A 26,940-nucleotide genomic window follows, 5' to 3' on the forward strand; every position below is an offset into this window, starting at 1 on the left:
TTATAAAAATTACAAACAAAAAATAATCCTTTAAGAGAAATTAAAGGATTATTTTTTGTTATTTATTCTGCACGTAAAGCAACTGCCGCATCTTTTTTCGCTGCCATTCGGGCAGGAATATGGCCACCAATCATGGTTAAGATTGTGCTAATTACAATCAAAATAATTCCGTGAATTGGATTTAAGGTGGCAACATTTTCTAAATCAGTCAGGTTATAGAGCACTGCATTGATCGGAAATGTTGCGAGAAAGGCAATCACAACACCAAGAATACCAGAGGCAACGCCTAAAATAGCAGTTTCGGCATCGAACACCCGGGTAATATCTTTTTTACGAGCTCCTAACGCTTTCAGAATACCGATTTCTTTGGTCCGCTCAATGACAGAAGTATAGGTGATAATCCCAATCATAATCATACTTGTAACAAGGGAAATCCCAGCAAATGCAATCAGCACATAGGTGATGGCATCCATTAAACCACCTGTTAAGCGGGTCATTGTTCCAGCTAAATCAGAATAGATGATTTGGTCTTTTTTATCTTTTCCTTTGTTATAAGCATCTAAATAATCAAGAATTTTATCTTTTGATTTGAAATCGTTTGGATAAATCATAATACTTGAAGGGATTTCATTCGCTCCTAAATAAGACAACAGGTTTTCTTTCGCGGAAGCATCTAATGTTTCGTTAGTCATAACGTTAGTATTGCTGGCTTCTTGCGCTTTAACAATGTCAGAGGTTTTGTTTTTGGCAATCATATTAGTTGAAAGTGCATCGCTATAAGCAATTCCAGGTGCTAATAGATTCATTGTTGAAGAATCTTTAATTCGCAAAATCCCTGAAATTGTTAATTCAGTATTTTCTGGGTTATCGTAAACAGCTTGCAAATCTTGGTTAGGAATGAAGTTGCCTGTCGGTAATTTGGTGTAAAATGCATTATTATTGGCTAATTTCATTTTTGTGCCAACAATGTCTGAAAAGGCAATCTTTTGATTATCTTTCACGTCAAAGCCAAGATTTTTTAAAGCATTAATATTGGTGGTATTGTTACTATCGACGATTAAAACGACATCGGTTTCTTTTTCTGGATAATTTCCTTCAAGCAACGAGTAATTGTCTTTTAAGAAATTGTTTTTTCCATTTTCTAGTTGTTTAGGAAAAGCAGAAACGCCGACGCCAGTTTGGGCAGCCATCATAGAAGCCATCGCGTTTGATTGGCCGTCGGGTGCATCGTTTGAAAATTTGACAGTTTGTGCTTTCCCGTTGATTTCTCTTAATAAGTTCATATTGACTAGACGAGTATAGCCGATATTATTACTTAATTCAGGATCAATGTGATTGACATAGTCAATAAACTTTTGATCAATTAAATTCGTGTGTTGCGCACGGTCCGCATCGCTAATTTTAGCAGTCACTTCTTTTTCTTTCGGGAAGGTACCTTTTTTGTCCTGATTATTGAAACTTTCTGGATCTTGATCTGTCGCTATTTTAGAAATGGTAATCGGAAATTGCGCTAACGTTTCCGACTGAGTTTTATCAATTTGTTTCTGGAATCCTGTTGAAAGAGAAAGGACAATCGCGATACTGATAATTCCGATACTTGAAGCAAAGGCGGTTAAAAAAGTTCGCCCTTTTTTAGTGCGGATATTATTAAAAGACAAACGCAGCGCAGTTGTGAATTTCATTTTGGTGCGTTTCAATTCGAAAGGTTCTTTTTTTTCATGTTCAATATGAGGACGCGAGTCATGACGAATTTGGCCATCTGAAAATTCAATAATTCGATCAGCGTATTCGTGAGCTAATTCAGGATTGTGGGTCACCATAATAACTAATTTTTCTTTCGAAAGTTCTTGGATAAGTGCCATAATTTGCAGACTGGTTTCTGAATCCAATGCACCAGTTGGTTCATCACAAAGTAAAATATCGGGATCATTAGCTAAAGCGCGAGCAATGGCAACCCGTTGCATTTGACCGCCAGATAATTGGGAAGGTTTTTTATGGATATGGTCCTTCAAACCGACACGGATGAGTGCATCTTCGGCTTTTTGGCGTCTTTCTGCTTTTGAAATACCACTTAGTGTCATACCAAGCTCGACATTATCCAAAATCCCTTGATGACTAATTAAGTTGTAACTTTGAAAAATAAAACCAATTGAGTTATTCCGATAAGCATCCCAATCGGCTTCTTTAAAATTTTTTGTTGATTTGCCGTTAATGATTAAGTCACCAGAATCGTAATTGTCCAATCCGCCAATCACATTCAACATCGTCGTTTTACCAGAGCCGCTGGGACCCAGAATGGCTACAAATTCTTGTTTTCGAAAAGCGACAGAGACGCCATCTAAAGCTTTAGTGGTCGTTCCGCCGACAGTATAATATTTTTTTATCTCTTTGAGTTCTAGCATATTTTTCGCATCCTTCTTCCAATTTATCAACAACACAACCTTAAGTTAGTGTATAACGTAACATAATAGTTAACAAAAATCAATCATTACCATTTGATAATCAAGTGAATTTAGTATACACTAGGTGGGAAACGAGGGAGAACATATGGATAAAGAGAAGCATTCTTCAAATTTAGATATTAGTGTCTTTACTGAAATTTTTTCATATATGAGCCAATTGCTTTTTAAAGACCTAGACTTGGAGGATCTAAAATTAACCAAGTTAGACATGTTAATTTTATTAATTGTGGCAACGAATGAAGGAATCAGTATGACAGAGTTAGCCAACCAAGTAGGAACGTCGAAAGTTCAAGTGAGTCGCTCTATTGCGGGGTTAGAAGAACGAGCGATTGTTCAACGTCGCCATAATCAAGAAAATCGCCGCGTGGTTAATGTTTATACGACAAAAGAAGGCGAGAAGCTCTTTAAGCAAAAAGAAAATCAAGTAAAACAGCAACTATCTGAAACGCTTAGTGTTCTTTCCTTAGAGGATTATCAAGAGGTCAATCAACACTTTTTGGCGGTCATGAAAATTTTGTCCAATTATCAAGCGCTACGAAGAAAAACGTGTAAGGAAAACAACGCCAAAAAATAAAAAACATCGTTTGGCTATAAACCAAACGATGTTTTTTCTAGCCTTTGACAGAGCCAGAAGTCACGCCTTCTACATAGAAACGTTGCATTAATATAAATAAAATAGTAATTGGAATGGCAATCAGCACACATCCTGCTGTAAAAGCCATGAATAGTGAATTGGCTGTTGATTTGGTCATCATCGAAAAGAGACCAATCGCAACGGTGTAATTTTCAACTTTATCACCCATAATAACTTTTGCGAAAATAAAATCCATCCAAGGGCCCATGAAGGCGGTTAAAGAAGTATAGACAATAATTGGTTTCGACAATGGCAACGTAATTTTTGTGAAAATTTGCCACTTGTTGGCACCGTCAATCATAGCCGACTCGTCTAAAGCCATCGGAATGGTATCGAAGAACCCTTTGGCGATGTAAAAACCTAGCGCCGAGCCTGCAGAGTAAACCAGAATTAAAGCGAATAAACTTTCAGTTAAATTTAAGGCTTTTAAAATATAGTAAACGGCAATCATGCTCATAAAACCAGGGAACATATTTAAAACGAGCGCCACTTTTAAAAATGGTTTTCTTAAGCGGAAACGCAACCGGGACAGCGCATAAGCCATTGCGATTGTAATGAAAGTTGATAACAGACAGCTTGCGATGGAAACGAACAAGGTGTTCAAAAACCAACGGACAAAGGGGAAGTTGCCAGTCTGATTTGTTAATAATACTTTATAGTTTTCTAAAGTGAATGTTTTGGGAATGATATAGGGAACAAATGCACCGCCCTCGCCACGAAAACTTGTTAAGATAATCCACACAATGGGGAACATCCAAAAAACTGCTAAAATGGTTAGAATGATGTAAACGCTGGTAAGTGCAGTGCGTTGTTTTTTCTGGTAACTTTTTGCTTTAGCCATAAGTTACGCCTCCTTAAATGAATTCGTCCGTGTATAGGCAATTAAACTGAAGACTGCGGAGAGAATGAAGATTAAAATACCAATCACAGAGGCTAAATTGTAATCCATTGTATCGACAGTCAATTTGTATAGCCAGGTAACTAAAAGGTCAGTTGAGCCTGCACCGTAGAAGTTAGAATTGGCTGGCCCACCACCTGTTAATAGATAAATGACATTGAAGTTATTGATGTTGCCAATAAACTGTTGAATTAGCGCCGGGGTCATCACAAATAGAATTTGTGGAAACGTAATACTTTTAAAAATTTGCCATTTATTGGCGCCGTCAATTCTAGCAGCTTCGATTTGATCTTCAGGGAGATTTTGGATAATCCCTGTAGAGATTAACATCGTAGCAGGAATACCAATCCACATATTGACAACAATAATGGTTAATTTTGCCCAATTCGGATCTGTTAAGAAGGGGATAGAAGAATCGATTAAGCCCCAATTTAACAACAGAGCATTGATAGGTCCAGAACCATTTAAGAGGTTTCGCATAATTAAAAGTGAAACAAACGGAGGTACGGCCATCGTGATAACAAAAATAGTCCGCCAAAACGCTTTATATTTTAAGCCTTTTGTATTGATAAGCAAGGCTAAAATGATTCCAAAAAAGAAACAAGTTGCGGTTGCGAAAACAGCCCAAATCAAGGTCCAGCCAAGTACTGGAAAGAACGTTGAAGCCATATCGCCTGTGATTACATTACCTAGATTTGCCAAGCCAACCCAAGTAAAAAGGTTTTTCGGTGGCAAATGGTTATGGTCGTAGTTGGTAAAGGCAATTGAAATCATATACAACAACGGCAAGATGGTAAAGAAAAGAACGCCTAGTAAGGGAATCGTCATTAAAGTTGCATGGAAACGCTCGTTTAACAAGCTACGTAAATCATCCATAGTTGTTGGAATTTTTTTGCCGGCTGTCTTTAATTCATATAGGTGACGGGCGCTTTTTAAATTGATTACATATAAAATGATTAGCGATAAACAGACTAAAATTGCTGCAATTCCGAATAATAATAAGAGCATTGAATTATCGCCTTCTTTTAGAACTTCAATCCCTAAAGAATCATCATATACTAATCCTTGCTGTTGGGTCCCTAGTGTTCCTAGCATCATTAATGCGTGGAAACCATTACGGATTAACCAATAGATAAAGCCGATTTCAGCTGTTAAAAAGATGATTCCCTTTAACCACTGCTTGTTGGCGAAGTTTGCAGCACCCATAACTAAAAAAGATAGTTTTGTAGCGAAGTCGCCTTTTTTAAAGACCTCTCGAAATGACGTCTGGGCTTTCTTTTTCTTGAACATCTTCGTTCACTCACTTTCTACTTAAATAAAAAAGATAGAGGAAATGGGACAGCAGATTGAAGCTCGTCCCATTTCTTTACTCTTTTTATTCTTTTGCTTCTTTTGATGTGTCTTGGACTAATTTATCTAATTTTGCTTGATAATCCGCAGGTTTGATATTGCCTTTGTACGTATCATTGATCACTGCATCCATCGCAGGCCAGAATGAAACGATTTCTGGGATTTTTGGCATTACCACAGAGTGGGTTGGTTGCGCCATTTCTAAGATAGCTTTTGCAACAGTATCTTGTGTAATTTCTTCGTTTGTTTGTAATTTTTTGTTTGAAGGGACAAAACCGATTTCTTTGAAGTAAGTCATTTGTGATTTTTCACTTGTTAAATAGTTTGCTAATGTCATTGCGGCCAATGGTGCTTGTGTTTGTTGGTTGACAGCAAAACTACGAACGCCCAAGAAAGCTTTCATTTGTTTTTCTCCATTGCCAAAATCAATGGTTGGGTAGGCAGCGGCCCCCATTTTGTCGCCAAGAGCTTTTTCTACATCGTTTTTAGACCAAGGACCAGAAAGGAAGGCATCCGTTTTGCCAGAACCTAGATTAGACAATGCTTCTGTATTTGATTGGATCACACCAGGATTATTTTTTTGATCGGCAATCCATTGTAATACTTCTATACCTTGTTGGTTGTTAAAGTTGGTACCTTTTGGATCTTCGCCATTTTCACCATATAAGTAATCGCCGTTACTCATAAATAGAGGACCGAAGATATAATTTGCGCCATCTTCGCCAAAATTGGTACCGATTTTGCCTTTTTCAGTTAAAGACTTCCAAGTTTTGATTTCCTCTGGAGAATACGTATCTTTGTTATAATAAAGAACTTGTGACTCTACGGCATAAGGGTAGGCATAGACTTTGTCTTTCCAAGTGACTCCTGCGACTGCCGAGTCGATATTGTTTTCTTTGACTTCTTTTTCATATTTTGTGTTAGGGTAAATCAGACCAGCTTCTGCCATTTGACCAATTTGATCATGTGGCATCATGAAAACATCTGCGGCAGCTTTAGGATCTTTTGCAATGTCTTTTTTAGCATCTGCCGAATTTCCAGCAGTTAAGTTAACTTTAATATCGGGGTTTTCTTTTTCAAAATCGGCGACAACTTTTTTAAAGACGCCCATATATTCAGTATCAACCCATAATTTTACGTCACCAGCTGCTTTATTTGCTGAACCGCTTTCATTTCCGGCTTTCGTTTTTTCTGCGCCACCACAGGCAGTAAGTAAAACCGCGGAAGCACTTAAAAGGATACCGCCCATTAAAATCTTTTTCCAATTCGCTTTCATTTTTGAACCCTCCAAAAATTATTTTTTACAAGCCTTATTATGCAACCGATTGCGGAAATAATCAAGTGTTTTTCATCGAGAAAGTTAAAAAAGTTTTTTTGTTATAAATAACATACTGTTTATTTAAAGTGGTGTATACCACTAATTGAGCATTTTAAATAAAAAAATAAAAAAGGGTATACAAATGCAATCGTTTGCGCTAAAATGTGTTCGAGTATTAGAAAATACACGAAAAGCGACAATTAAAGGAGAGAATTAAATGAACACTGCTGCAATCTACCATCGTCCAGAAAGTGAATTTGCTTATCTTTATACAGAAGAAACCATGCATATTCGTTTGCGTACGGCAAAAGGCGACATTGCCTCTGTCCAATTAGTGCAAGGAGATCCTTATCTTTTAGGGAAAGAAAAGTGGTACCAACAGTCGTTAACCATGGAGAAGTTAGTATCTACGGAGTTATATGATTACTGGTTTATTGCATTAAGTGCAAAATTTAAACGCCTTTCATATGCTTTTACTTTAGTAGGGACGGATGGCTTGACGGCGTTTTATGGCGAACACGGCATTTATCCTTTAGAAGAAAAGTATTTAGAGATGGCGAATAATTATTTTCGGATGCCGTATTTTCATGAAGTCGATCGTTTTAAAGCACCTGAATGGGTGAAAGAAACGGTTTGGTATCAAATATTTCCAGAGCGTTTTGCAAATGGTGATCCTGCCAATGATCCTGAAGGGACGTTACCGTGGGGATCTAAAAGACCAGATCGACAAGATTTTTTTGGTGGGGATTTGCAAGGGGTGCTAGATCATCTTGATTACATTGAAGATTTAGGTGTTAATGGCTTATATTTTTGCCCGATTTTTGAAGCGTTTTCTAATCACAAATATGATACGATTGATTATTTAAAAATTGATCCAGCTTTTGGTGATGGCGTTACCTTTAAGCGTTTAGTCGAAGAGTGTCATCGACGGGGCATTAAGATTATGTTGGACGCCGTTTTTAATCATATGGGGGACACTTCGCCTCAATGGCAAGACGTGTTAAAAAATGGCCAGGACTCAATTTATGCCGATTGGTTCCACGTAAATGAGTTTCCAGCTAGCTATGAAGAAAGTGCTGATTTTGAAGAAGCGAGCAACATTACCTATGATACTTTTGCATTCACTCCGCATATGCCTAAATTAAATACAGCAAATCCAGAAGTGCAAGCCTATCTTTTAGAAATTGCTCGTTATTGGATTGAGGAATATGATATTGACGCCTGGCGTTTAGATGTGTCAAACGAAGTGGATCATGCGTTCTGGAAAAAATTCCGGCAAACATGTGATGACGCAAAAGAAGATTTTTATATTTTAGGAGAAATTTGGCACTCGTCGCAAAGCTGGCTCCAAGGAGACGAATTTCATGCAGTGATGAATTATGCATACACAGATGCGATTATGGGCTACTTTGTCAAGCAAGAACTGTCCTTGGAAAAGATGCTCTCTGAAATGAACAACCAGTTAATGCTCTATCGACAACAAACGAATCAAATGCAGTTTAATGTTTTAGATTCCCACGATACACCACGCTTATTGCATGAAACGAAAGAGGATAAAGAGCTGATGCGCCAAGTATTAGCGTTTACGTATATTCAACCAGGCGTCCCTTGTCTTTACTATGGTGATGAAATTGGTATGACAGGTGATATGGATCCTGATTGTCGTCGTTGTATGGTTTGGGAGGAAAATCAGCAAGATTTGGATTTGAAGGAATTTGTAAAATCATTGATTGCCCTTCGCAAAAAGTATGCGGCTGTTTTTTCTGGTGGAACAATCGATTGGACAGGCACTTCTTTTGAAACGAGGTTGATTAGACTCGCTTGTCGTTTGGAGGAACAAACGATCTATGGGATTTTTAATACTGGCCAAGAGACACAATTTGTTGATAGAACTGATCGAGAAGTTTTGCTAAGTTCTTCTATCGAAACTGCTTCAGAACAGATAATGGTTTTACCAAAAGGTTTTCTTTTATATCAAGCATAATAATTAAGCAAAGGAATGTGAAGAAGAATGGAAAAACATTGGTGGCAAGAAGTCGTGGTTTATCAGATTTATCCTCGCAGTTTTAAGGATAGCAATGGAGATGGCATTGGAGATTTACCAGGAATTATTGAAAAATTGGATTATTTGGAAACGTTAGGCATTGGGGCTATTTGGTTATCACCAGTTTATCAATCACCCAATGATGACAATGGTTATGACATTTCTGATTATGAAGCGATTATGACAGAGTTTGGGACGATGGCGGATATGGATCGTCTAATTGAGGAAGCGAAAAAGCGAAAGATTGAAATTATTATGGATTTAGTTGTTAACCATACGTCAGATGAACATCGTTGGTTTATTGAAGCGAAAAAAAGCAAGGAGAACCCCTACCGAGACTATTATGTATGGGCTGATCCTGCTTCAGATGGCGGTGTGCCTAACCGATTGAAATCTGCCTTTTCGGGTTCGGCGTGGACGTTTGATGAAGCGAGTGGGCAATACTATTTGCATTTGTTTAGTAAAAAACAACCAGATTTAAATTGGGAAAACCAACAAATGCGTCAGTCGGTTTACGAGATGATGAATTTTTGGATTGATAAAGGAATTGGCGGTTTCCGTTTAGATGTAATTGACTTAGTGGGTAAAATTCCAGGAGAAGAGATCACCGCGAATGGACCTCATTTACATCGTTATTTACAAGAAATGAACGCCGCGACATTTGGAGGCAAAGAGCTGTTAACTGTAGGTGAAACATGGGGGGCCACACCTGAAATTGCAAAAATGTACTCTAGTCCAGAGCGTCATGAATTATCTATGATTTTTCAGTTTGAACATATGAGCTTGGATCAACAACCAGGTAAAGAAAAATGGGACCTTCAGCCAATGGAAGTTGCCAAGTTGAAACAGGTTTTTGCAAAATGGCAAACAGAATTAGGAAATGATGGCTGGAATTCTTTATTTTGGAATAACCATGATTTACCGAGAATGATTTCGCGTTGGGGAAATGATCAGGAACATTGGTTGGAAAGTAGTAAGTTATTCGCTATTTTACTGCACATGATGAAAGGCACACCTTATATTTATCAAGGGGAAGAAATTGGTATGACCAATACGCCGATTACAGATATTCGCGAAGCGCGGGACATCGAAACGATTAACATGTACCATGAGTATCTAGAAAAAGGATATTCTAAAGAAGAAATTTTGCTGAAAATTAATACTAAAGGTCGCGACAATGCACGCCGGCCTATGCAGTGGACTGCTGAAAAAAATGCGGGCTTTACGACTGGTACACCTTGGATTGATGTTAATTCTAATTATCAAACGATTAACGTCGCTGCTGCTTTGGCAGATAAAAATTCACTATTCTATACGTACCAAGAAATGATTCGTTTGAGAAAAGAACATCCTTTAATTGTTTGGGGCAACTTTGAATTGCTAGAAACAGTGGAGGAAGTGATCAGTTTTTATCGTACCTATGGTGAGGAACGCTGGCTTGTTGTAACGAACTTTTCTGACAAAGTTCAGCCATTTTCTGCAGACGTTCATGTAGAACAAGTAATGATTGAAAATATGCCGACAGATGTCACTGCTTTAGCAGACTATTCGTTAGCGCCTTGGCAAGCATTTGTTGTGAAAGTGAGTCAATAAGATGGAACAATGGTGGAAAAATGCTGTCGGTTATCAAATTTATCCTCGGAGTTTTAAAGATAGCAACGGGGATGGCATTGGTGATTTGCGGGGAATTATTGAGCAATTACCGTATTTAAAAGAACTAGGGGTCGATTTTTTATGGTTAAATCCGATTTACACTTCGCCAAACGTTGACAATGGTTATGATATTGCGGATTATCAAGGGATTCAGCCAGAATTTGGTACGATGGAAGATTTTCAAGAACTTTTGGATCAAGCGCATCAATTAGATTTGAAGATTATTCTTGATCTGGTAGTCAATCATACAAGTGATCAACATCCGTGGTTTGTTGAAGCGAAAAAAAGTTTAGATAATCCGTATCGTGAGTATTATTTATGGGCCGATGCGACACCAGATCGTATGCCGAATGAATGGCAAAGTTTTTTTGGTGGCTCGACTTGGACGTATGACGAGGGTACAAAGCAAGCATATTTTCATGTGTTTGCAAAAGAGCAACCTGATTTGAACTGGGAAAATCCTAAAGTTCGTGAAGAGATTTATGCGATGATTCGCTGGTGGTTAGATTTGGGAATTGATGGTTTCCGATTGGATGCGATTAGTCATATCCAAAAAGAACCTTGGGATTTTAAAATTACCACGAATCCATGGGCTCCCTTTATGAATGTAAAAGGCATTGAAGACTATATGCTGGATTTGAAAGCTATTTTTGCTGAGTATGACATCATGACAGTGGGGGAAGCTAGTGGCGTTTCAAGTAAAAAAGCGGTGGAATGGACCAATGATGCGGGCTATCTGAATATGATTTTTGAATTAGAGCACAATGTTCGAGAAGGAAAGCCAGGAGAAGAACGGTTAAATATTTTAGGCTATAAAAAAGTAATGGCTCGCTGGCAAAAGCATTTAGGGACAGAAGGCTGGAATGCATTATATGTAGAAAATCATGATAATCCCAGAATCAATTCGATTTTAGGCAATGAAACCTCTCATTCTGCTAAGGCGATTGGAACAATCGCCTTGCTCTTGCGAGGAACGCCGTTTATTTATCAAGGACAGGAAATCGGCATGGTTAATTATCCGTTTCAACAGATTGACGAGTTAGATGCTAAAGATTCTCATAACCATTATCGTTTGCTTATAGAAAGTGGCTACGATGCGAAACAAGCATTAAAAGAAGTGGCGCATTGGACGCGGGACCATTCGCGTACGCCTATGCAGTGGACGAGTCAAGAGGCAAGTTCATTCACCTCGGGGCATCCGTGGTTAGCAATTCATCCCAATTTCAAAGAAATAAATGTGGCTGACCAAGAAACGGATGCGCAATCCGTGTTGAATTATTATAAAAAGTTAATTGCACTGCGGAAAGAAAATCCAGTCTTTACAAATGGACAGTTTGAACTATTAGCGCCCAATCATCCGTCTGTTTTTGCTTTTTTAAGAAAAACAACTGAGGCAACAGCGTTAGTGATTGTCAATTTAAGTGGAGAAAAGTGCCAATTTGACTTGCCAAATAAATTACTAGGCAGAAAGTGGCAACAATTGTTAGGGAATCAAGATTTTACAGTGGAGAAACGAATGCAGTTAGCACCTTATCAGGCAGGGGTCTTCCAATAACTGATTTGTTCTATAACGAGTGTAAGAGGCTTACTTTTAAGTGGGACTCTTGCACTCGTTTTTAGGTACTTCAACAACCGAGAGACTTCATAAATAATTGAATTTTTACAGAAATGCGTTATACTTACTTTGGGTAAGTTATTTAATTTTATGAAAGTAGGGGGAAATGATGCCGAAAACACGTGTAGAAGCATTTACAGATGCAGTCATTGCGATTATTTTAACGTTATTAATTTTAGAATTAAAAATTCCTGAAAAAGCAGATTGGTCCGCTCTGACTCAATCTGGACACAAAATCATTATTTATTTAATTAGTTTTGTTACTTTATTAATTTATTGGAACAATCATCACCATTTATTTCAAAGTGTCCGTAAAATTGATGGACGTGTCCTTTGGATGAATAATTTTCTAATTTTGACGTTGACGTTTTTCCCGTTTGTTACTGGTTGGGTAGGTGAACATCCGTTTTCTTGGCCGCCACAAGCTTTGTATGGCTTAGTAGTATTAGGAGCTGATGTTGCTTATTATCTAGTGGTGCGGGCATTGATTCAGGCAAATGGCCCCAAATCCGAAGTACAACGTTTGTTTGGCCACTATCCAAAATTAACGCTTTCGATTGTGTTGAATATTATTGCGTTGATTGTAGGCAAACTAGTAGCGCCAATCGCTGTCCTGATTATTGATACGATTGTTTTAGTCATGTGGTTTATTCCTGAGCGAAAAGCAGAAATAAAGGAAATTTTAAAGTAGTTATTTTTTATTTATAACAAAAAAGTCATAAATCTTTTGACAAGAATGTCAAACTCCTCTATTATAAGAAGTGGATAAAAACTGAATAATTGTTAGGTGAGGCTCCTATTTGGACAAATGCTGCTGCCGCGAAAGGATCGAGAGACCCTTAGTTGGTTGAACAGGAATAATCGTGAAGGTTATTCATAATGTAGCTGATACATGTTATCTACGCCCTATAGTGCTAAAGCTCAACGATAGAGAATCTTATTTAAAGATGGTATTTTGGGACGTACTCTATTGTTGAGTAGGTCCTTTTTTGTGTATTTGGCAAAAAAGCAATTATTCACTGGAAGTATAAATAAGAAAAAGAAAGGATGACTGTCATGGAAGACCCTGGAAGTGAACAGAGAAACAAAATACAGTCACCAACGAAAGGAGAAGATTTTAGTACTCTTTTCGGCAGGTGACCACAACCTTGGAGGAAAAGAAAATGATGAACAAAAAAACAATGGATATGAGAAAAGCAACCAAAGATCAAGAATTACGTAAATTGGCGTTGCTTTCTGAACGGGAATTAATGATGGAATTACGGACATCTGAAAAAGGACTCTCGAATGAAGATGCCGAAAAAAGATTAGAGGAATTTGGACCAAACGAAGTTTCTGCACAAAAGCCAACCCCAGCAATTATTTTATTTTTAAGTGCATTCAAAGATCCATTTGTCTATGTCTTAGCCTTATTGATGGTCGTTTCAACTTTAACGAAAGATTTCGAAGCCGCTATCGTGATGGGCGTGATGATTTTAGCCAGTGTCTTGATTGCTTTTATACAAGAATATCGTTCGCAAAAAGCGAGTTTGGATTTAAAAGAATTAATTGAAAACACCGCTGCAGTGACACGGGAAGGAATTACGAAAGAAATTCCAATGGACGAAATTGTTCCAGGAGACATTGTAACTTTAGCTACAGGAGACATGATTCCTGCAGATGCCGTGTTGATTTGGACCAAAGATTTATTCGTTAATCAATCGTCGCTAACAGGCGAATCCATGCCTGTCGAAAAATTTGTGGATGCAGGTGTGGATCGTCAACAAACAGAGGTTTCTGCATTAGATATGCAAGACCTAGTGTTTATGGGCACAGATGTCTTGAGTGGACAAGGAAAAGCGATTATTTTAAAAACTGGGCAACATACATTTTTTGGTGATATTGCTAAAAATGCTACAACACAAAGAGGAAAAACTAGTTTTGACTTAGGCTTAGCAAAAGTCAGTAAGTTTTTATTACGAATGGTAATGATTTTGTTTCCAATCGTTTTCTTGATTAATGGTTTAACTAAAGGTGCTTGGGGCGAAGCGTTTTTCTTCGCGATTGCCGTTGCAGTTGGTTTGACACCAGAAATGTTGCCAATGATTGTTACGAGTAACTTAGCCAAGGGTGCATTATCCTTATCGAAACATAAAGTCATTGTTAAAGAATTAGCGGCTATCCAAAATTTGGGTGGTATGGATGTGCTCTGTACAGATAAGACTGGAACGATTACCGAAGATCGTGTAGTTTTGGTTCAACATTTGAATCCATTAGGTGATTTGAGTGACGAGGTTCTAAATTTAGCCTACTTAAATTCTTCTTATCAAACAGGTTGGAAAAATTTAATGGATATTGCCGTTATTAATTTTTATGAAGAGCATCAATGGAAAACGCCGTTTAAAAATGTCACTAAAATTGATGAAATTCCTTTTGATTTTTCCAGACGCCGCTTAACGGTTGTCGTAAATGCAGATGATCATCAATTGATGATTACGAAAGGCGCCGTGGAAGAAATGGAAGAAGTGTGCACGCATGCGCAAATTAATGGCGAAATTGTACCATTAAGCAGTGCTGTACGAGAAGAACTACGCCGAGTGAATGTTCAAATGAACAAACAAGGGATGCGTGTGTTAGCGGTAGCTGTAAAAAAAGATGTCCATAAAGAAGCAGTTTATTCAGTTGAAGATGAAAAAGAGATGACATTGATTGGGTTTATGGGTTTTCTTGATCCAGCAAAAGAGTCAGCTGTCAGCGCTATCCGCTCCTTACATGAACATGGTGTCAACGTGAAAGTGCTAACGGGCGATAATGACATTGTCGCCAAAAAAGTCTGTAAAGATGTAGGCATTGAAGTTTCCCATGTGTTATTAGGTTCTCAAATTGAAGCAATGACAGATGAAGAGTTGCGGGCGCAAGTAGAAGAAACTAATTTATTTGCCAAATTAAATCCGATGCAAAAATCTAAAATTATTGAATTGCTACAAGCAAAAGGTCATACGGTTGGTTTTATGGGGGATGGCATTAATGATGCACCGGCATTACGAAAAGCTGATGTGGGCATTTCAGTAGATACTGCAGCTGATATTACTAAAGATGCTAGCTCGATTATTTTACTGGAAAAAAGTTTAAATGTACTGGAATCTGGTGTGATTGAAGGACGAAAAGTATTTAGCAATATGATGAAATATATTAAAATTACCATCAGTTCCAATTTTGGGAATGTCTTTTCAATTTTAGTAGCCAGTGCCTTTTTACCATTTCTACCAATGCTTTCCTTACAACTCTTGATTCAAAATTTGATTTATGATGTGGCTCAGTTGACAATTCCTTGGGATAATGTCGATGAAGAAGAGTTATTAAGCCCTGTTCGGTGGGAAACGAACGGACTAGCGAAATTTACAGTATGTATTGGCCCGGTAAGTAGTATTTTCGATATTCTAACGTATCTTGTCATGTGGTTTGTGTTTAGCGCCAATAGTTTGGCAACTCAACATTTATTCCAAACAGGTTGGTTTATGGTGGGACTTGTTAGTCAAACGTTAGTTGTTCATATGGTCCGGACGCGGAAAATACCATTCATTCAAAGTCGTGCGTCAATGCCTGTGATGTTAAGTAGTTTAGGCGCAATTTTACTCGGTTTCCTGATTGTAGCAACGCCTATAAGAGAGGTTTTTGACTTTGTGAAACTTCCGGCTAACTACTGGCCATGGTTCTTTGGAATCATCATTGCGTACATGTTAACTGTTGAAGTAGCTAAACGTTTATATATTAAAATTACTAAGGAATGGATTTAGTAAAATCTACTGAAAGAGAAAAGAAATTGCTAAGCTGTATTACTCGTTTTGCGAAAATTTGGTGATTTTACGCAATGAATGTTCGTGATAAAACCTAAGGTAAAGTATTTGTTAAAAAAACGAGCCCAAAAAAATAAAAATTAACGAAAAAAACTTTGTTCTAAAAAAAATAAAAAACCGCATGCTGAGTAGGTTACTCGGCTGACGGTTTTTATTTTTTGGTTTTTTCAAGATAATTTTCATGAAAACGCAAAGTTCGGAAATCAGATTACTAGCCAGCTCGGGGATGAGAGAGCTCGAATTAATAGAACTGTTATATAATATTTTTAAAATAGAATATAACAGTTAGGAGAAAAATAGTACAGAAGAAGTGTAGAACGGAAACCGTTTTCTTGTTTGTGAAAATTATCACTAAACCGCAAAAACATGCGGTTTTGCTCTTTTGTGAAAAAATGAAGAAATTAGAGTTTTTTTCTTGCGCTTTTTCGAATTTAGTGATAATTTGTTAAGTGTAGTCGATAAAAAGTAATACAGTTTCGCACTCTGTTTTACTTTTGTCGAAATTAAAGAAACGTAATAGAGAGGATTGTGTGACAAAATGGCAAAGGCTAAGAAACAAAAACCTATTGACTTTAAAGAGCTAATGGCTAAAGTCGACGCTGATTTCCCAACTTTCCAAATCTTGGATCAAGATGGAAAAATTGTGAATGAAGATTTAGTACCTGATTTATCGGATGAGGAATTAGTTGAATTAATGACACGCATGGTTTGGTCTCGTGTGTTAGACCAACGTTCTACTGCATTAAACCGTCAAGGACGCTTAGGATTCTTCGCGCCAACAGCTGGACAAGAAGCAAGCCAATTGGCAAGTCAATTTGCAATGGAAAAAGAAGACTACTTACTACCAGGTTACCGTGATGTACCTCAATTAGTACAACATGGTTTACCATTAAGAGAAGCTTTCTTATGGTCTCGTGGTCACGTAGCAGGGAACTACTACGCGGAAGATTTAAATGCATTACCACCACAAATTATCATCGGTGCTCAATACATCCAAGCAGCTGGTGTTGCTTTAGGATTGAAAAAACGTGGAAAAGAAAATGTTGTATTCACTTATACTGGTGACGGCGGTTCTTCACAAGGGGACTTCTATGAAGCAATTAACTTTGCTGGTGCTTACCAAGCAAACGGTGTCTTCATTATCCAAAACAATGGTTTTGCGATTTCTACACCTCGTGAAAAACAAACAGCGGCTAAAACTTTAGCTCAAAAAGCTGTTGCAGCAGGAATTCCTGGTATTCAAGTTGATGGTATGGATCCATTAGCAGTTTACGCAATTGCAAAAGAAGCACGCGATTGGTCAGCTGCAGGAAACGGTCCAGTTTTAATTGAAACATTAACTTATCGTTATGGTCCACATACTTTATCTGGAGACGATCCAACACGTTACCGTTCAAAAGAAATGGATGACGAATGGGTACAAAAAGATCCATTGACTCGTTTCCGTAAATATCTAACAGATAAAGGCTTATGGTCTGAAGCAAAAGAAGAAGAAATTATTGAAAAAACAAAAGAAGAAATCAAAGTAGCGATTGCAGAAGCGGATAAAGCGCCAAAACAAAAAGTTTCTGATTTCTTGAAAAATATGTTTGAAGTTCAACCTCAAACAATTAAAGAACAAATTGCATTTTATGAAGCGAAGGAGTCGAAATAAAAATGGCACAAAAAACTATGATCCAAGCAATTACAGATGCCTTAGCTCTTGAATTAGAGAAAGACGAAAATGTCTTAATCTTCGGTGAAGACGTTGGTAACAACGGTGGGGTTTTCCGTGCAACTGAAGGTTTACAAGAAAAATTTGGTGAAGACCGCGTCTTCGATACACCTTTAGCTGAATCTGGTATCGGTGGATTGGCTTTCGGTCTTGCCTTGCAAGGTTACCGTCCAGTTCCTGAAATCCAATTCTTTGGTTTCGTTTTTGAAGTATTTGACGAAATCGTTGGTCAAATGGCTCGTACGCGTTACCGTATGGGTGGAACTCGTAATATGCCAATTACTGTTCGTGCCCCATTTGGTGGTGGTGTTCATACACCAGAACTTCACTCAGATAACTTAGAAGGATTAATCGCACAATCACCAGGTGTTCGTGTTGTTATTCCATCAAACCCTTACGATGCAAAAGGACTATTAATTTCATCTATTCGCAGCAACGATCCAGTTGTCTACTTAGAGCACATGAAATTATACCGTTCATTCCGTGAGGAAGTGCCAGACGAAGCTTATGAAGTGCCTTTAGATAAAGCGGCTGTAACTCGTGAAGGAACAGACGTATCAATCATCACTTACGGCGCTATGGTTCGTGAAGCGATTAAAGCAGCTGATAGCTTAGCGAAAGACAATATTTCAGCAGAAATCATTGACTTACGTACAGTGGCTCCTTTAGATGTGGAAACAATTATTAACTCTGTTGAAAAAACTGGCCGTGTGGTTGTCGTTCAAGAAGCACAAAAACAAGCTGGCGTTGGCGCTATGGTTGTTTCTGAAATTTCTGAACGTGCCGTATTATCATTAGAAGCACCAATCGGACGTGTATCTGCTCCAGATACAATCTTCCCATTCGGACAAGCAGAAAATATCTGGTTACCAAATGCGAAAGATATCGAAGCAAAAGCTAGAGAAATCGTCGAATTTTAATAGTTATTCGAAGTAGATAAACGAAGAATTAAACAGGTGGAATACGGCTATAGGCATGAAATGTTCAGCTACTATAGTCGTTTCCCCGCGTTTTGCTCCTAAGAAAATAGACAGATCCAACGAAGAAGGGAAGACTTAAAAAATGGCTTATCAGTTTAAATTACCGGATATCGGTGAAGGGATTGCCGAAGGCGAAATCGTTAAATGGTTTGTAAAACCTGGCGATACAATCAACGAAGACGATACGTTATTAGAAGTACAAAATGACAAATCAGTGGAAGAAATTCCATCACCAGTAACAGGTACTGTAAAAAATATCGTTGTACCAGAAGGAACAGTTGCAAACGTTGGTGACGTGTTAATCGAAATCGACGCACCTGGTCACGAAGATAACGATGCAGCACCAGCAGCTCCTGCACAAGAACAAACACCAGCACAACCTGCTGCTGTACCAACAACCGAAGCAGCTGGCGGATTTTTCCAATTCAAATTACCAGACATCGGTGAAGGAATTGCCGAAGGCGAAATCGTTAAATGGTTCGTTAAAGCGGGCGACACAATTAATGAAGATGATTCATTATTAGAAGTACAAAATGACAAATCAGTAGAAGAAATTCCATCACCAGTAACAGGTACTGTAAAAAATATCGTTGTACCAGAAGGAACAGTTGCCAATGTGGGTGACGTGTTAGTTGAAATTGACGCACCTGGTCATAATTCAGCAGCACCGGCAGCCGCAGCACCAGCTACTGACGCCCCTAAAGCGGAAGCATCAGCTCCAGCCGCTTCAACAGGCGTAGTTGCAGCCGCTGATCCAAACAAACGCGTTTTAGCAATGCCATCTGTTCGTCAGTATGCGCGTGAAAAAGACGTTGATATTACACAAGTAACTGCAACTGGTAAAGGTGGCCGTGTCATTAAAGCGGATATTGATGCCTTTGTTTCTGGTGGTTCTCAAGCAGCACCAGCTACTGAAGCTGCCGCAACAGAAGCAGCACCTAAAGCGGAAGCAGCTGCACCTAAAGCAGCGCCAAAAGCCTTTACTTCTGATTTAGGCGAAATGGAAACACGTGAAAAAATGACACCAACACGTAAAGCAATTGCTAAAGCAATGGTTAACAGCAAACACACTGCTCCTCACGTAACATTACATGATGAAGTAGAAGTTTCTAAATTATGGGATCACCGTAAGAAATTTAAAGATGTTGCTGCTGCAAATGGTACAAAATTAACATTCTTACCATACGTTGTAAAAGCATTGACTTCAACTGTTCAAAAATTCCCAATCTTGAATGCATCAATCGATGATGCAGCACAAGAAATTGTTTACAAAAATTACTTTAACATTGGTATCGCTACTGATACAGATCATGGCTTATATGTACCAAATGTTAAAAATGCTAATACGAAGAGCATGTTTGCTATCGCTGATGAAATCAACGAAAAAGCAGCATTGGCTATCGAAGGTAAATTAACTGCACAAGATATGCGTGATGGTACAATCACAATTAGTAACATTGGTTCAGTCGGTGGCGGCTGGTTTACACCAGTAATCAACTACCCTGAAGTTGCTATTTTAGGCGTTGGTACAATTGCACAAGAACCAGTTGTTAATGCAGACGGCGAAATCGTTGTGGGACGCATGATGAAATTATCATTAAGCTTTGACCACCGTATCGTTGACGGCGCAACTGCTCAAAAAGCAATGAACAACATTAAACGCTTATTAGCTGATCCAGAATTACTATTAATGGAAGGATGATTAACAAATGGTAGTAGGAGATTTCGCCATTGAACTAGATACAGTCGTAATCGGAGCTGGTCCTGGAGGATACGTTGCCGCAATTCGTGCCGCAGAAATGGGTCAAAAAGTTGCGATTATCGAACGTGAATACATCGGAGGCGTTTGTTTAAACGTTGGATGTATTCCTTCAAAAGCTTTAATTGCTGCTGGACATCATTACCAAGAAGCACAAGATTCTTCAACTTTTGGTGTAACAGCTAAAGGAGTCGAATTAGACTTTGCAAAAACACAAGACTGGAAAGATAACACAGTTGTTAAATCATTAACAGGCGGCGTTGGCATGTTATTGAAAAAACACAAAGTAGAAATTATTGAAGGCGAAGCATTCTTCGTTGACGAAAATACATTGCGTGTTATTCACCCAGACTCAGCACAAACTTACTCATTCAATAATGCTATTGTAGCAACAGGTTCTCGTCCAATTGAAATCCCAGGATTCAAATTTGGCGGACGCGTGTTAGATTCTACAGGCGGTTTAAACTTAAAAGAAGTTCCTAAAAAATTCGTTATTATCGGTGGCGGTGTCATCGGTGCTGAATTAGGTGGCGCTTATGCTAACTTAGGTTCAGAAGTAACAATTTTAGAAGGTAGCCCATCAATTTTACCAACTTATGAAAAAGATATGGTTAAAGTTGTCACAGACGACTTCAAGAAGAAAAACGTAACAATCGTGACTTCTGCAATGGCTAAAGAAGCTGTTGACAATGGCGATAGCGTCACTGTTAAATATGAAGTTAACGGAAAAGAAGAAAGTGTTGAAGCAGATTACGTAATGGTCACTGTTGGACGTCGTCCAAACACAGACGACTTAGGCTTAGAACAAGCGGGCGTTGAAATTGGCGAACGTGGTTTAATCCCAGTTGATAACCAAGGACGTACTAACGTGAAAAACATCTTCGCAATCGGCGACATCGTACCAGGTGCTGCGTTAGCGCATAAAGCAAGCTACGAAGCAAAAATTGCTGCTGAAGCAATTTCTGGTAAGAAAGTTGCAGTTGATTACAAAGCAATGCCAGCTGTTGCCTTTACTGATCCAGAATTGGCAAGCGTTGGTATGACTGTTGCAGAAGCAAAAGAAGCGGGAATCGAAGCAAAAGGTTACAAATTCCCATTTGCTGGTAACGGCCGTGCAATTTCTTTAGATAAAACTGAAGGATTCATGCGTTTAGTTACAACTGTAGAAGACAATGTCATCATCGGTGCACAAATTGCCGGTGTCGGTGCAAGTGACATGATTTCTGAATTAGCTTTAGCTATTGAATCTGGCATGAATGCAGAAGACATTGCTTTAACAATCCACCCACACCCATCATTGGGCGAAATTACTATGGATACAGCTGAATTGGCTTTAGGTTTACCAATTCATATTTAATAGTATCACTTTGTCGCACGACAGATATAATGCGCCTTTTGCACTTGTTGCATTAGCCACAGCAAGTGCAAAAGGTGTAAAAAAAACAACGACTTCTCTGAGCCGACCCCCAAAAGTTAGACCTAGAAATCTAACTTTTGGAGGTTTTTTTGTATGGCAAAATACAGTTTTGAATTTAAACTTAAACTTGTTCATGACTACTTATCTGGTCAAGGCGGTATAAGGTTTCTCGCAAAGAAGTATGGGTTTAAAGATAGTTCTCAAATAAGCAAATGGATAAATGCCTATAAAGAACTTGGTGAAGAAGGCCTACTTCGCAGTCGAAAAAATAAGAATTACTCTGTTCAATTTAAGCTAGATGCGATAGAGTTATATTTAACAACAGAGTTGTCCTATCAAGAAGCAGCTAATCTTCTAAAAATGAACAATCCATCATTGATTGCGAATTGGCTTAGAACGTATCAGAAGTTTGGTATAGAGGGACTCTCTAAACAGAAAGGACGTCCACCTACCATGTCTAAAAAGAAACGAAATGAACCCCAACCACTACCAAGTGAACGATCTCAAGTAGAGAAACTAGAAAAAGAAAATAGAATGTTAAAAATTGAGAATGCCTATTTAAAAGAATTGAGGAGACTGCGTTTAGAGGACGAACAAAAAATGAACGAATCGCACGAATCATTCACAGTCTCCGAAGACACTTTCGATTAAAAGATATTTTGGAAACCCTAAGGTTTCCAAAATCTACTTACATGTACTGGCAAAAACGCCTCGACAGAACAGCTTCAACACAAATCATCGAAGAAGAAATTCAAGCGATTCGTAAAAAACATCAACATTATGGCTATAGAAGGATGACCCAAGAATTGAAACGACGTGGATTTCAAGTGAATAAAAAGAAAGTCCAGCGATTAATACAAAAGTTAAAGTTACAAGTCAAAGCTTTTACTAAGAAATCAAGAAAATATAATTCCTATAAAGGAACCGTTGGTAAAATCGCTAAAAATTTGATTCGTCGCCGATTTAAAACTTCTGTTCCTCATCAAAAAATTACAACTGATACAACTGAATTTAAGTACTTTGAAGCAGATAACGCAGGCATCTTTCGTCAGAAAAAACTATACTTAGCTCCATTTATGGATATGTATAATAGTGAAATTCTAAGCTATAGCCTTTCTACTCAACCAAATGGTAAAACAGTTATGGAAGGTCTGAAAGAAGCAATTTCTCAAACAAATGATTGTCCCTATCGGCGCACCTTTCACTCTGATCAAGGCTGGGCTTATCAAATGAATGTCTATATACAAACATTAAAGGACAACAATATCTTTCAAAGTATGTCTCGAAAAGGAACCTGTTTAGATAATTCTCCTATGGAGAATTTCTTCAGTATCCTAAAACAAGAAGTGTACTATGGAAAAATCTATCAAAGTCAAAATGAATTGATAGAAGCAATTGAGAACTACATTTATTATTACAATCATCACCGAATCAAGGAAAAACTTAACTGGAAAAGCCCAGTAGAATTTCGACAATTCAATCAAAAAACTGCATAAAAATAGAGTGGAAAAATCCACTCTATAAAAAGTCTAACTTTTTGGGGTCGCTACACTCGGAGTCGTTGTTTTTTTTATGCTCTGTTCTTTCTTTTACGGTATTTAAGGGGTGTTTCACCCGTTTCTTGTTTAAAGATCCGGACAAAATAGCTATCTTCAACAAACCCTAAATCTTCACTGATTTGGGCGATCGTTTTATCTGTCTCCAAAAGAAGCTGTTTAGCCCATGTGATTTTTAATTGTCGATAAAATTGACTAAAGGGAATACCAAACTCCTCTTTTAATAAACGACTTAAATACGTCGGTGTCAAATGAACAAGGTCTGCCAGTTCTTGTAAATTTAAACGCAGCGATTTGTTTTCCCAAAGGGCATCTAAAACCGGTTGCAATTGCTTATTTTTAGTTTGATAGGCACTTGAAGGAGTTAATTGAGCAGTTAACAAAGTTTGTTGAATATCTTTTTGGATCATATTCAATGGCTCCAGCTCTTCTTTTCGCGAACTAATCTGTAAGGACTGTTTGTACGTATTGATTAAATAATCTTTTTTGATGGCTTCAGAAATAATATATTGGCTTAGATCAGCGATTAATGTCGCGCTCTTTTCTAAGTCTGCTAGTTCTAAAACAGGGTATTGTTGATACAGCTCTTGGTGTGTTACTAAAAATTCTTGAATGAAGGCATCATTCATGGTTAAAACCTGTTCTAACTCTTCTTGGTGATCTTCGAGCAAAACTTCACCAGCCATAATGGCTCCTACATACTGGTCATCAACAATAATGGGGATGGCCATATCAACGATGTTAAAGTGACAACGGTAGATAAAAGGCTGACCAGTGCGAACAGCTTCCAAGCCACCACGAGCATCACATTTTTCACAAAGTTTCGAGAGCTCAGGGGAGTGACGTACCAGTTGGCAAAAGGGTTGAACTTGACTATGTTTCGTCACAGGACGACCTTTATAATCGACTAAAATAATGGCTAAACGAGTGCTTAAGGCCAATGATTCTTGCAATTTTTCCCACTTTTCTAAATCTAAAATATTTTTTAATTCTACAGTCATAAGGCAATCCTTCAATCTAAAGTTTAAAAATCATAATATTTTATTATTTCACAAAATAATTCTATCATTTTTTTCAAGAAAACGATACCAAAAGTTCAATGCTTTTTGGATGAAAGCGTTTTATACTATGTATGTAAACAAAATATAGGAGGCTATCAACATGAGAAAAGCATTGATTTTACCAACGAAATATGTTCAAGGGGAAGATGAATTACTAAACTTAGGTTACTTCGTTTCAACTTTTGGAAAAAAAGCGTTACTAATTGCAAATCCTGCTGACGTTGATCGTGTACGTCCACAATTGGAAGAAACAGCGAAAAAGTTTGACATTACCTTCGTAGAGGGTGGCTTTAGTGGAGAAGTAACGCGTGAAGAAACAAAGCGTTTGCAAAACGTTGGACAAAAAGAACAAGCAGACTGTATCATTGGTTTAGGTGGCGGTAAAGCAATCGATGCTTCAAAAGTCGTAGCAGAAGGTGAAAACTTAATTATTGTACCAACGATTGCGGCTCAAGATGCACCAACTTCGCATTCAGCTGTACTATATCATGAAGATGGCTCATTTGATGATTATGCTTACTTTAAACAAAGTCCAAGCGTCGTTATGGTTGATACAAAAGTGGTTGCCAAAGCGCCAACTAGATTTTTAGTTGCTGGAATGGGGGATGCCTTATCCACATATTTTGAAGCACGCGCAACACACAATTCATATTCTCGGGTTAATGCTAGTTTGCCAATGGGTTCAAGAGAAGGCTTAACGCCTGCTGCTAGCGGCACATATGCAGCTTTAGCCATGGCAAAACTTTGCTGGGAAAATCTACAGGAAGATGGGTTAAAAGCGAAATTAGCTTGTGATGCAAATGTGGTTACTGAATCATTGAATAAGATTATCGAAACAAATATCTTACTTTCAGGCTTAGGTTTTGAAAGTGGCGGTTTAGCTGCAGCGCATGCGATTCATAACGGTATGACAGTCTTACCTGGTGCGCACAGTTATTTACATGGTGAAAAAGTAGCCTTTGCAACGATTGCACAACTTGTATTAGAAGATGCAGCAAAAGACGAATTAGAAGCTGTTTTAGACTTTAGCGCTTCTGTAGGTTTACCATTAACGCTTTCAGACATTGGTGTCGATGAAATCACTTATGAAGAAGCGTTGGAAGTAGCCAAAATTGCTTGTATTCCAGAAGAATCAATTCATTCAATGCCATTCCCAATTGTCGTTGAAGAAGTAGCGAATGCAATCATTGTTGCAGATAAAGTCGGACAAGAATATAAAACAAGACATAAATTAGATTAAGGAAGTGTCCACATGAAAGCAGATATTTTACTCGTTTCACATAGCAAAATGATTACAGATGGTATTAAAGAGATGATTGAACAGATGAACGCCAGTGAAGAAATTACGATTCATTCACTTGGTGGTACATCAGATGGTTCATTAGGTTCAGATCCAATGAAAATCATTGACACGATTAACGAAGCGAACTCTGACCGAGAATTTTTAATTTTTGCCGATTTAGGCAGTGCCGTTTTAAGTTCAGAATTAGCTTTTGATATGCTAGAAGAAGACCAACAGAAACATTATCATTTAGTCGATGCACCATTGGTTGAAGGTGCCTTTGCGGCAGCAATTACTGCAGGTGTCTCAGATGATTTGACGCAAATTTTAGCAGAAGCTCAAAATGCTGGTAAGAAAGGGTGGAACTAAATGAAAAAAATTATTAATGAACCTGGTAAAATTGTCGAAGAAATGCTCCAAGGAATTGTGAAAAGCTATGGAAACCTTGTTCATCAAGTCGAAGATTCTCGCGTGATTGCTCGCAACGACTCAAACAAACAAGTTGGGTTAGTATCTGGTGGCGGAAGTGGTCATGAGCCTGCACATGCTGGGTTTGTTGGTGATGGAATGTTAAATGCCGCAGTTTTAGGTGATGTCTTTACTTCACCAACACCAGATCAAATTTTAACAGGGATCCAAGCGGCAGACCAAGGGGCCGGTGTTCTGTTAATCGTAAAAAATTATACAGGCGATATTTTGAACTTTGAAATGGCCAAAGATATGGCTGATATGGAAGACATTCATGTAGAAATGGTCGTTGTCGATGACGATATTGCAGTCGAAGATAGCACCTATACCGCTGGAAAACGCGGCGTTGCCGGGACTGTTCTTGTCCATAAAATTTTAGGACATCATGCCCGCCAAGGTGCTTCTTTAGAAGAGCTCGTTTCTTTAGGAGAAAAGATTGTAGCAGCCACGAAAACAATTGGAGTGGCTTTAAAAGCAGCCACTGTGCCTGAAGTTGGCAAACCAGGTTTTACTTTACCAGAAGATGAAATTGAATTTGGCGTAGGGATTCACGGAGAACCAGGCTATCGTCGTGAAAAAATCCAACCATCGAAAGAGTTAGCGAAAGAATTAGTTGAAAAAACATTAAGTAGCTATGAACAACAACCACAAACAGTGGGGGTACTTGTCAATGGCATGGGCGGCACGCCATTAATGGAACAATTTGTATTTATGAACGACGTGCTAACATTATTAGAAGATAAAGGTGTTCAAGTTACCTTCCATAAAGTGGGTAACTATATGACGTCTATTGACATGCAAGGATTATCTTTAACGATGATTGACTTGGCGACAAAAGACTGGCAAACAGCGCTAGAAAGCAATGTAACAACAATTTCTTGGTAAGGGTGATA

The 26,940-nt window shown here is 38.2% G+C and carries 18 protein-coding genes, 1 pseudogene and 1 riboswitch; of the genes and pseudogenes, 14 read left to right on the top strand and 5 right to left on the bottom strand.

Annotated features, from left to right (window positions below; all coding sequences use genetic code 11):
• Positions 1 to 62: 62 nt before the first annotated feature.
• Positions 63 to 2,402 carry an ATP-binding cassette domain-containing protein gene (locus IGK54_RS05875; RefSeq protein WP_010715140.1) on the bottom strand — a complete coding sequence of 780 codons (2,340 nt, stop codon included), beginning with the start codon at positions 2,400 to 2,402 and terminating at the stop codon, positions 63 to 65.
• A gap of 124 nt (positions 2,403 to 2,526) precedes the next feature.
• Between IGK54_RS05875 and IGK54_RS05880 the strand changes: the two genes are divergently transcribed.
• A complete protein-coding gene (locus IGK54_RS05880; RefSeq protein WP_002365578.1) occupies positions 2,527 to 3,036 on the top strand; it encodes a MarR family winged helix-turn-helix transcriptional regulator in 510 nt (169 codons plus the stop codon).
• Positions 3,037 to 3,073: 37 nt separating this feature from the next.
• Here the strand turns inward: IGK54_RS05880 and IGK54_RS05885 are convergent, their stop codons facing one another.
• The 3 genes from IGK54_RS05885 to IGK54_RS05895 form a co-directional block, all read right to left on the bottom strand.
• Positions 3,074 to 3,937 (bottom strand): sugar ABC transporter permease, encoded by an 864-nt coding sequence (locus tag IGK54_RS05885; RefSeq protein ID WP_002360454.1) that lies wholly within the window; start codon positions 3,935 to 3,937, stop codon positions 3,074 to 3,076.
• A 3-nt stretch (positions 3,938 to 3,940) separates the two neighbouring features.
• Positions 3,941 to 5,284, bottom strand: a complete 1,344-nt coding sequence (locus IGK54_RS05890; protein WP_002357775.1) for a carbohydrate ABC transporter permease — start codon at positions 5,282 to 5,284, stop codon at positions 3,941 to 3,943.
• An 85-nt stretch (positions 5,285 to 5,369) separates the two neighbouring features.
• Positions 5,370 to 6,620 carry an extracellular solute-binding protein gene (locus IGK54_RS05895; RefSeq protein ID WP_430603314.1) on the bottom strand — a complete coding sequence of 417 codons (1,251 nt, stop codon included), beginning with the start codon at positions 6,618 to 6,620 and terminating at the stop codon, positions 5,370 to 5,372.
• A gap of 259 nt (positions 6,621 to 6,879) precedes the next feature.
• Between IGK54_RS05895 and IGK54_RS05900 the strand changes: the two genes are divergently transcribed.
• The 10 genes and pseudogenes from IGK54_RS05900 (at position 6,880) to IGK54_RS05945 (ending at position 23,176) form a co-directional block, all read left to right on the top strand.
• Entirely contained in the window at positions 6,880 to 8,646 is a 1,767-nt protein-coding gene (locus IGK54_RS05900; protein ID WP_430603316.1) for a glycoside hydrolase family 13 protein, read from the top strand.
• Positions 8,647 to 8,673: 27 nt separating this feature from the next.
• The gene (locus IGK54_RS05905; protein ID WP_010715143.1) at positions 8,674 to 10,299 is read left to right on the top strand and encodes a glycoside hydrolase family 13 protein; all 1,626 of its coding nucleotides are present in this window, start codon (positions 8,674 to 8,676) and stop codon (positions 10,297 to 10,299) included.
• Position 10,300: 1 nt separating this feature from the next.
• On the top strand, positions 10,301 to 11,914 hold the full coding sequence (locus tag IGK54_RS05910) for a glycoside hydrolase family 13 protein (RefSeq protein WP_430603318.1): 1,614 nt from the start codon (positions 10,301 to 10,303) through the stop codon (positions 11,912 to 11,914).
• Between the two features lie 169 nt (positions 11,915 to 12,083).
• The gene (locus tag IGK54_RS05915) at positions 12,084 to 12,665 is read left to right on the top strand and encodes a TMEM175 family protein (RefSeq protein ID WP_002407466.1); all 582 of its coding nucleotides are present in this window, start codon (positions 12,084 to 12,086) and stop codon (positions 12,663 to 12,665) included.
• A gap of 81 nt (positions 12,666 to 12,746) precedes the next feature.
• Positions 12,747 to 12,914: riboswitch (M-box (ykoK) riboswitch) on the top strand.
• 223 nt (positions 12,915 to 13,137) lie between these two features.
• Positions 13,138 to 15,750, top strand: coding sequence for a magnesium-translocating P-type ATPase (mgtA, locus tag IGK54_RS05920; RefSeq protein ID WP_002413922.1), 2,613 nt, complete (start codon positions 13,138 to 13,140; stop codon positions 15,748 to 15,750).
• 598 nt (positions 15,751 to 16,348) lie between these two features.
• The gene (gene pdhA, locus IGK54_RS05925; protein WP_002357768.1) at positions 16,349 to 17,464 is read left to right on the top strand and encodes a pyruvate dehydrogenase (acetyl-transferring) E1 component subunit alpha; all 1,116 of its coding nucleotides are present in this window, start codon (positions 16,349 to 16,351) and stop codon (positions 17,462 to 17,464) included.
• A 2-nt stretch (positions 17,465 to 17,466) separates the two neighbouring features.
• Positions 17,467 to 18,444 carry an alpha-ketoacid dehydrogenase subunit beta gene (locus IGK54_RS05930; protein ID WP_002357767.1) on the top strand — a complete coding sequence of 326 codons (978 nt, stop codon included), beginning with the start codon at positions 17,467 to 17,469 and terminating at the stop codon, positions 18,442 to 18,444.
• A 142-nt stretch (positions 18,445 to 18,586) separates the two neighbouring features.
• Complete coding sequence (locus IGK54_RS05935; RefSeq protein WP_002357766.1) at positions 18,587 to 20,206, top strand: dihydrolipoyllysine-residue acetyltransferase; 1,620 nt, start codon at positions 18,587 to 18,589, stop codon at positions 20,204 to 20,206.
• Between the two features lie 7 nt (positions 20,207 to 20,213).
• Positions 20,214 to 21,620, top strand: coding sequence for a dihydrolipoyl dehydrogenase (gene lpdA, locus IGK54_RS05940; protein WP_002357765.1), 1,407 nt, complete (start codon positions 20,214 to 20,216; stop codon positions 21,618 to 21,620).
• Positions 21,621 to 21,773: 153 nt separating this feature from the next.
• A pseudogene (locus IGK54_RS05945) lies at positions 21,774 to 23,176 on the top strand (IS3 family transposase).
• Between the two features lie 74 nt (positions 23,177 to 23,250).
• Here the strand turns inward: IGK54_RS05945 and IGK54_RS05950 are convergent.
• Entirely contained in the window at positions 23,251 to 24,237 is a 987-nt protein-coding gene (locus IGK54_RS05950; protein ID WP_002382271.1) for a PocR ligand-binding domain-containing protein, read from the bottom strand.
• A 160-nt stretch (positions 24,238 to 24,397) separates the two neighbouring features.
• Between IGK54_RS05950 and IGK54_RS05955 the strand changes: the two genes are divergently transcribed.
• The 3 genes from IGK54_RS05955 to dhaK are packed head-to-tail and all read left to right on the top strand — an operon-like array spanning position 24,398 to position 26,932.
• Positions 24,398 to 25,537: a glycerol dehydrogenase gene (locus IGK54_RS05955; protein ID WP_002363858.1), complete on the top strand. Its 1,140-nt coding sequence runs from the start codon at positions 24,398 to 24,400 to the stop codon at positions 25,535 to 25,537.
• A 12-nt stretch (positions 25,538 to 25,549) separates the two neighbouring features.
• Positions 25,550 to 25,948, top strand: coding sequence for a dihydroxyacetone kinase phosphoryl donor subunit DhaM (gene dhaM / locus IGK54_RS05960; protein WP_142957700.1), 399 nt, complete (start codon positions 25,550 to 25,552; stop codon positions 25,946 to 25,948).
• Positions 25,949 to 26,932 (top strand): dihydroxyacetone kinase subunit DhaK, encoded by a 984-nt coding sequence (gene dhaK, locus IGK54_RS05965; protein ID WP_002357760.1) that lies wholly within the window; start codon positions 25,949 to 25,951, stop codon positions 26,930 to 26,932. It begins immediately after the preceding gene.
• The last annotated feature ends 8 nt before the right edge of the window (positions 26,933 to 26,940 follow it).

The sequence above is a fragment of the Enterococcus sp. DIV2384 genome (assembly GCF_050534975.1).
GTDB classification, from domain to species: Bacteria; Bacillota; Bacilli; order Lactobacillales; family Enterococcaceae; genus Enterococcus; species Enterococcus faecalis.

Bases quoted from the DNA above. Each gene is read 5' to 3' on its own strand.
- IGK54_RS05875 (WP_010715140.1), bottom strand. From the start codon at position 2,402: ATGCTAGAACTCAAAGAGATAAAAAAATATTATACTGTCGGCGGAACG.
- IGK54_RS05885 (WP_002360454.1), bottom strand. From the start codon at position 3,937: ATGGCTAAAGCAAAAAGTTACCAGAAAAAACAACGCACTGCACTTACC.
- IGK54_RS05890 (WP_002357775.1), bottom strand. From the start codon at position 5,284: ATGTTCAAGAAAAAGAAAGCCCAGACGTCATTTCGAGAGGTCTTTAAA.
- IGK54_RS05895 (WP_430603314.1), bottom strand. From the start codon at position 6,620: ATGAAAGCGAATTGGAAAAAGATTTTAATGGGCGGTATCCTTTTAAGT.
- IGK54_RS05900 (WP_430603316.1), top strand. From the start codon at position 6,880: ATGAACACTGCTGCAATCTACCATCGTCCAGAAAGTGAATTTGCTTAT.
- IGK54_RS05905 (WP_010715143.1), top strand. From the start codon at position 8,674: ATGGAAAAACATTGGTGGCAAGAAGTCGTGGTTTATCAGATTTATCCT.
- IGK54_RS05910 (WP_430603318.1), top strand. From the start codon at position 10,301: ATGGAACAATGGTGGAAAAATGCTGTCGGTTATCAAATTTATCCTCGG.
- IGK54_RS05915 (WP_002407466.1), top strand. From the start codon at position 12,084: ATGCCGAAAACACGTGTAGAAGCATTTACAGATGCAGTCATTGCGATT.
- mgtA (WP_002413922.1), top strand. From the start codon at position 13,138: ATGATGAACAAAAAAACAATGGATATGAGAAAAGCAACCAAAGATCAA.
- pdhA (WP_002357768.1), top strand. From the start codon at position 16,349: ATGGCAAAGGCTAAGAAACAAAAACCTATTGACTTTAAAGAGCTAATG.
- IGK54_RS05930 (WP_002357767.1), top strand. From the start codon at position 17,467: ATGGCACAAAAAACTATGATCCAAGCAATTACAGATGCCTTAGCTCTT.
- IGK54_RS05935 (WP_002357766.1), top strand. From the start codon at position 18,587: ATGGCTTATCAGTTTAAATTACCGGATATCGGTGAAGGGATTGCCGAA.
- lpdA (WP_002357765.1), top strand. From the start codon at position 20,214: ATGGTAGTAGGAGATTTCGCCATTGAACTAGATACAGTCGTAATCGGA.
- IGK54_RS05950 (WP_002382271.1), bottom strand. From the start codon at position 24,237: ATGACTGTAGAATTAAAAAATATTTTAGATTTAGAAAAGTGGGAAAAA.
- IGK54_RS05955 (WP_002363858.1), top strand. From the start codon at position 24,398: ATGAGAAAAGCATTGATTTTACCAACGAAATATGTTCAAGGGGAAGAT.
- dhaM (WP_142957700.1), top strand. From the start codon at position 25,550: ATGAAAGCAGATATTTTACTCGTTTCACATAGCAAAATGATTACAGAT.
- dhaK (WP_002357760.1), top strand. From the start codon at position 25,949: ATGAAAAAAATTATTAATGAACCTGGTAAAATTGTCGAAGAAATGCTC.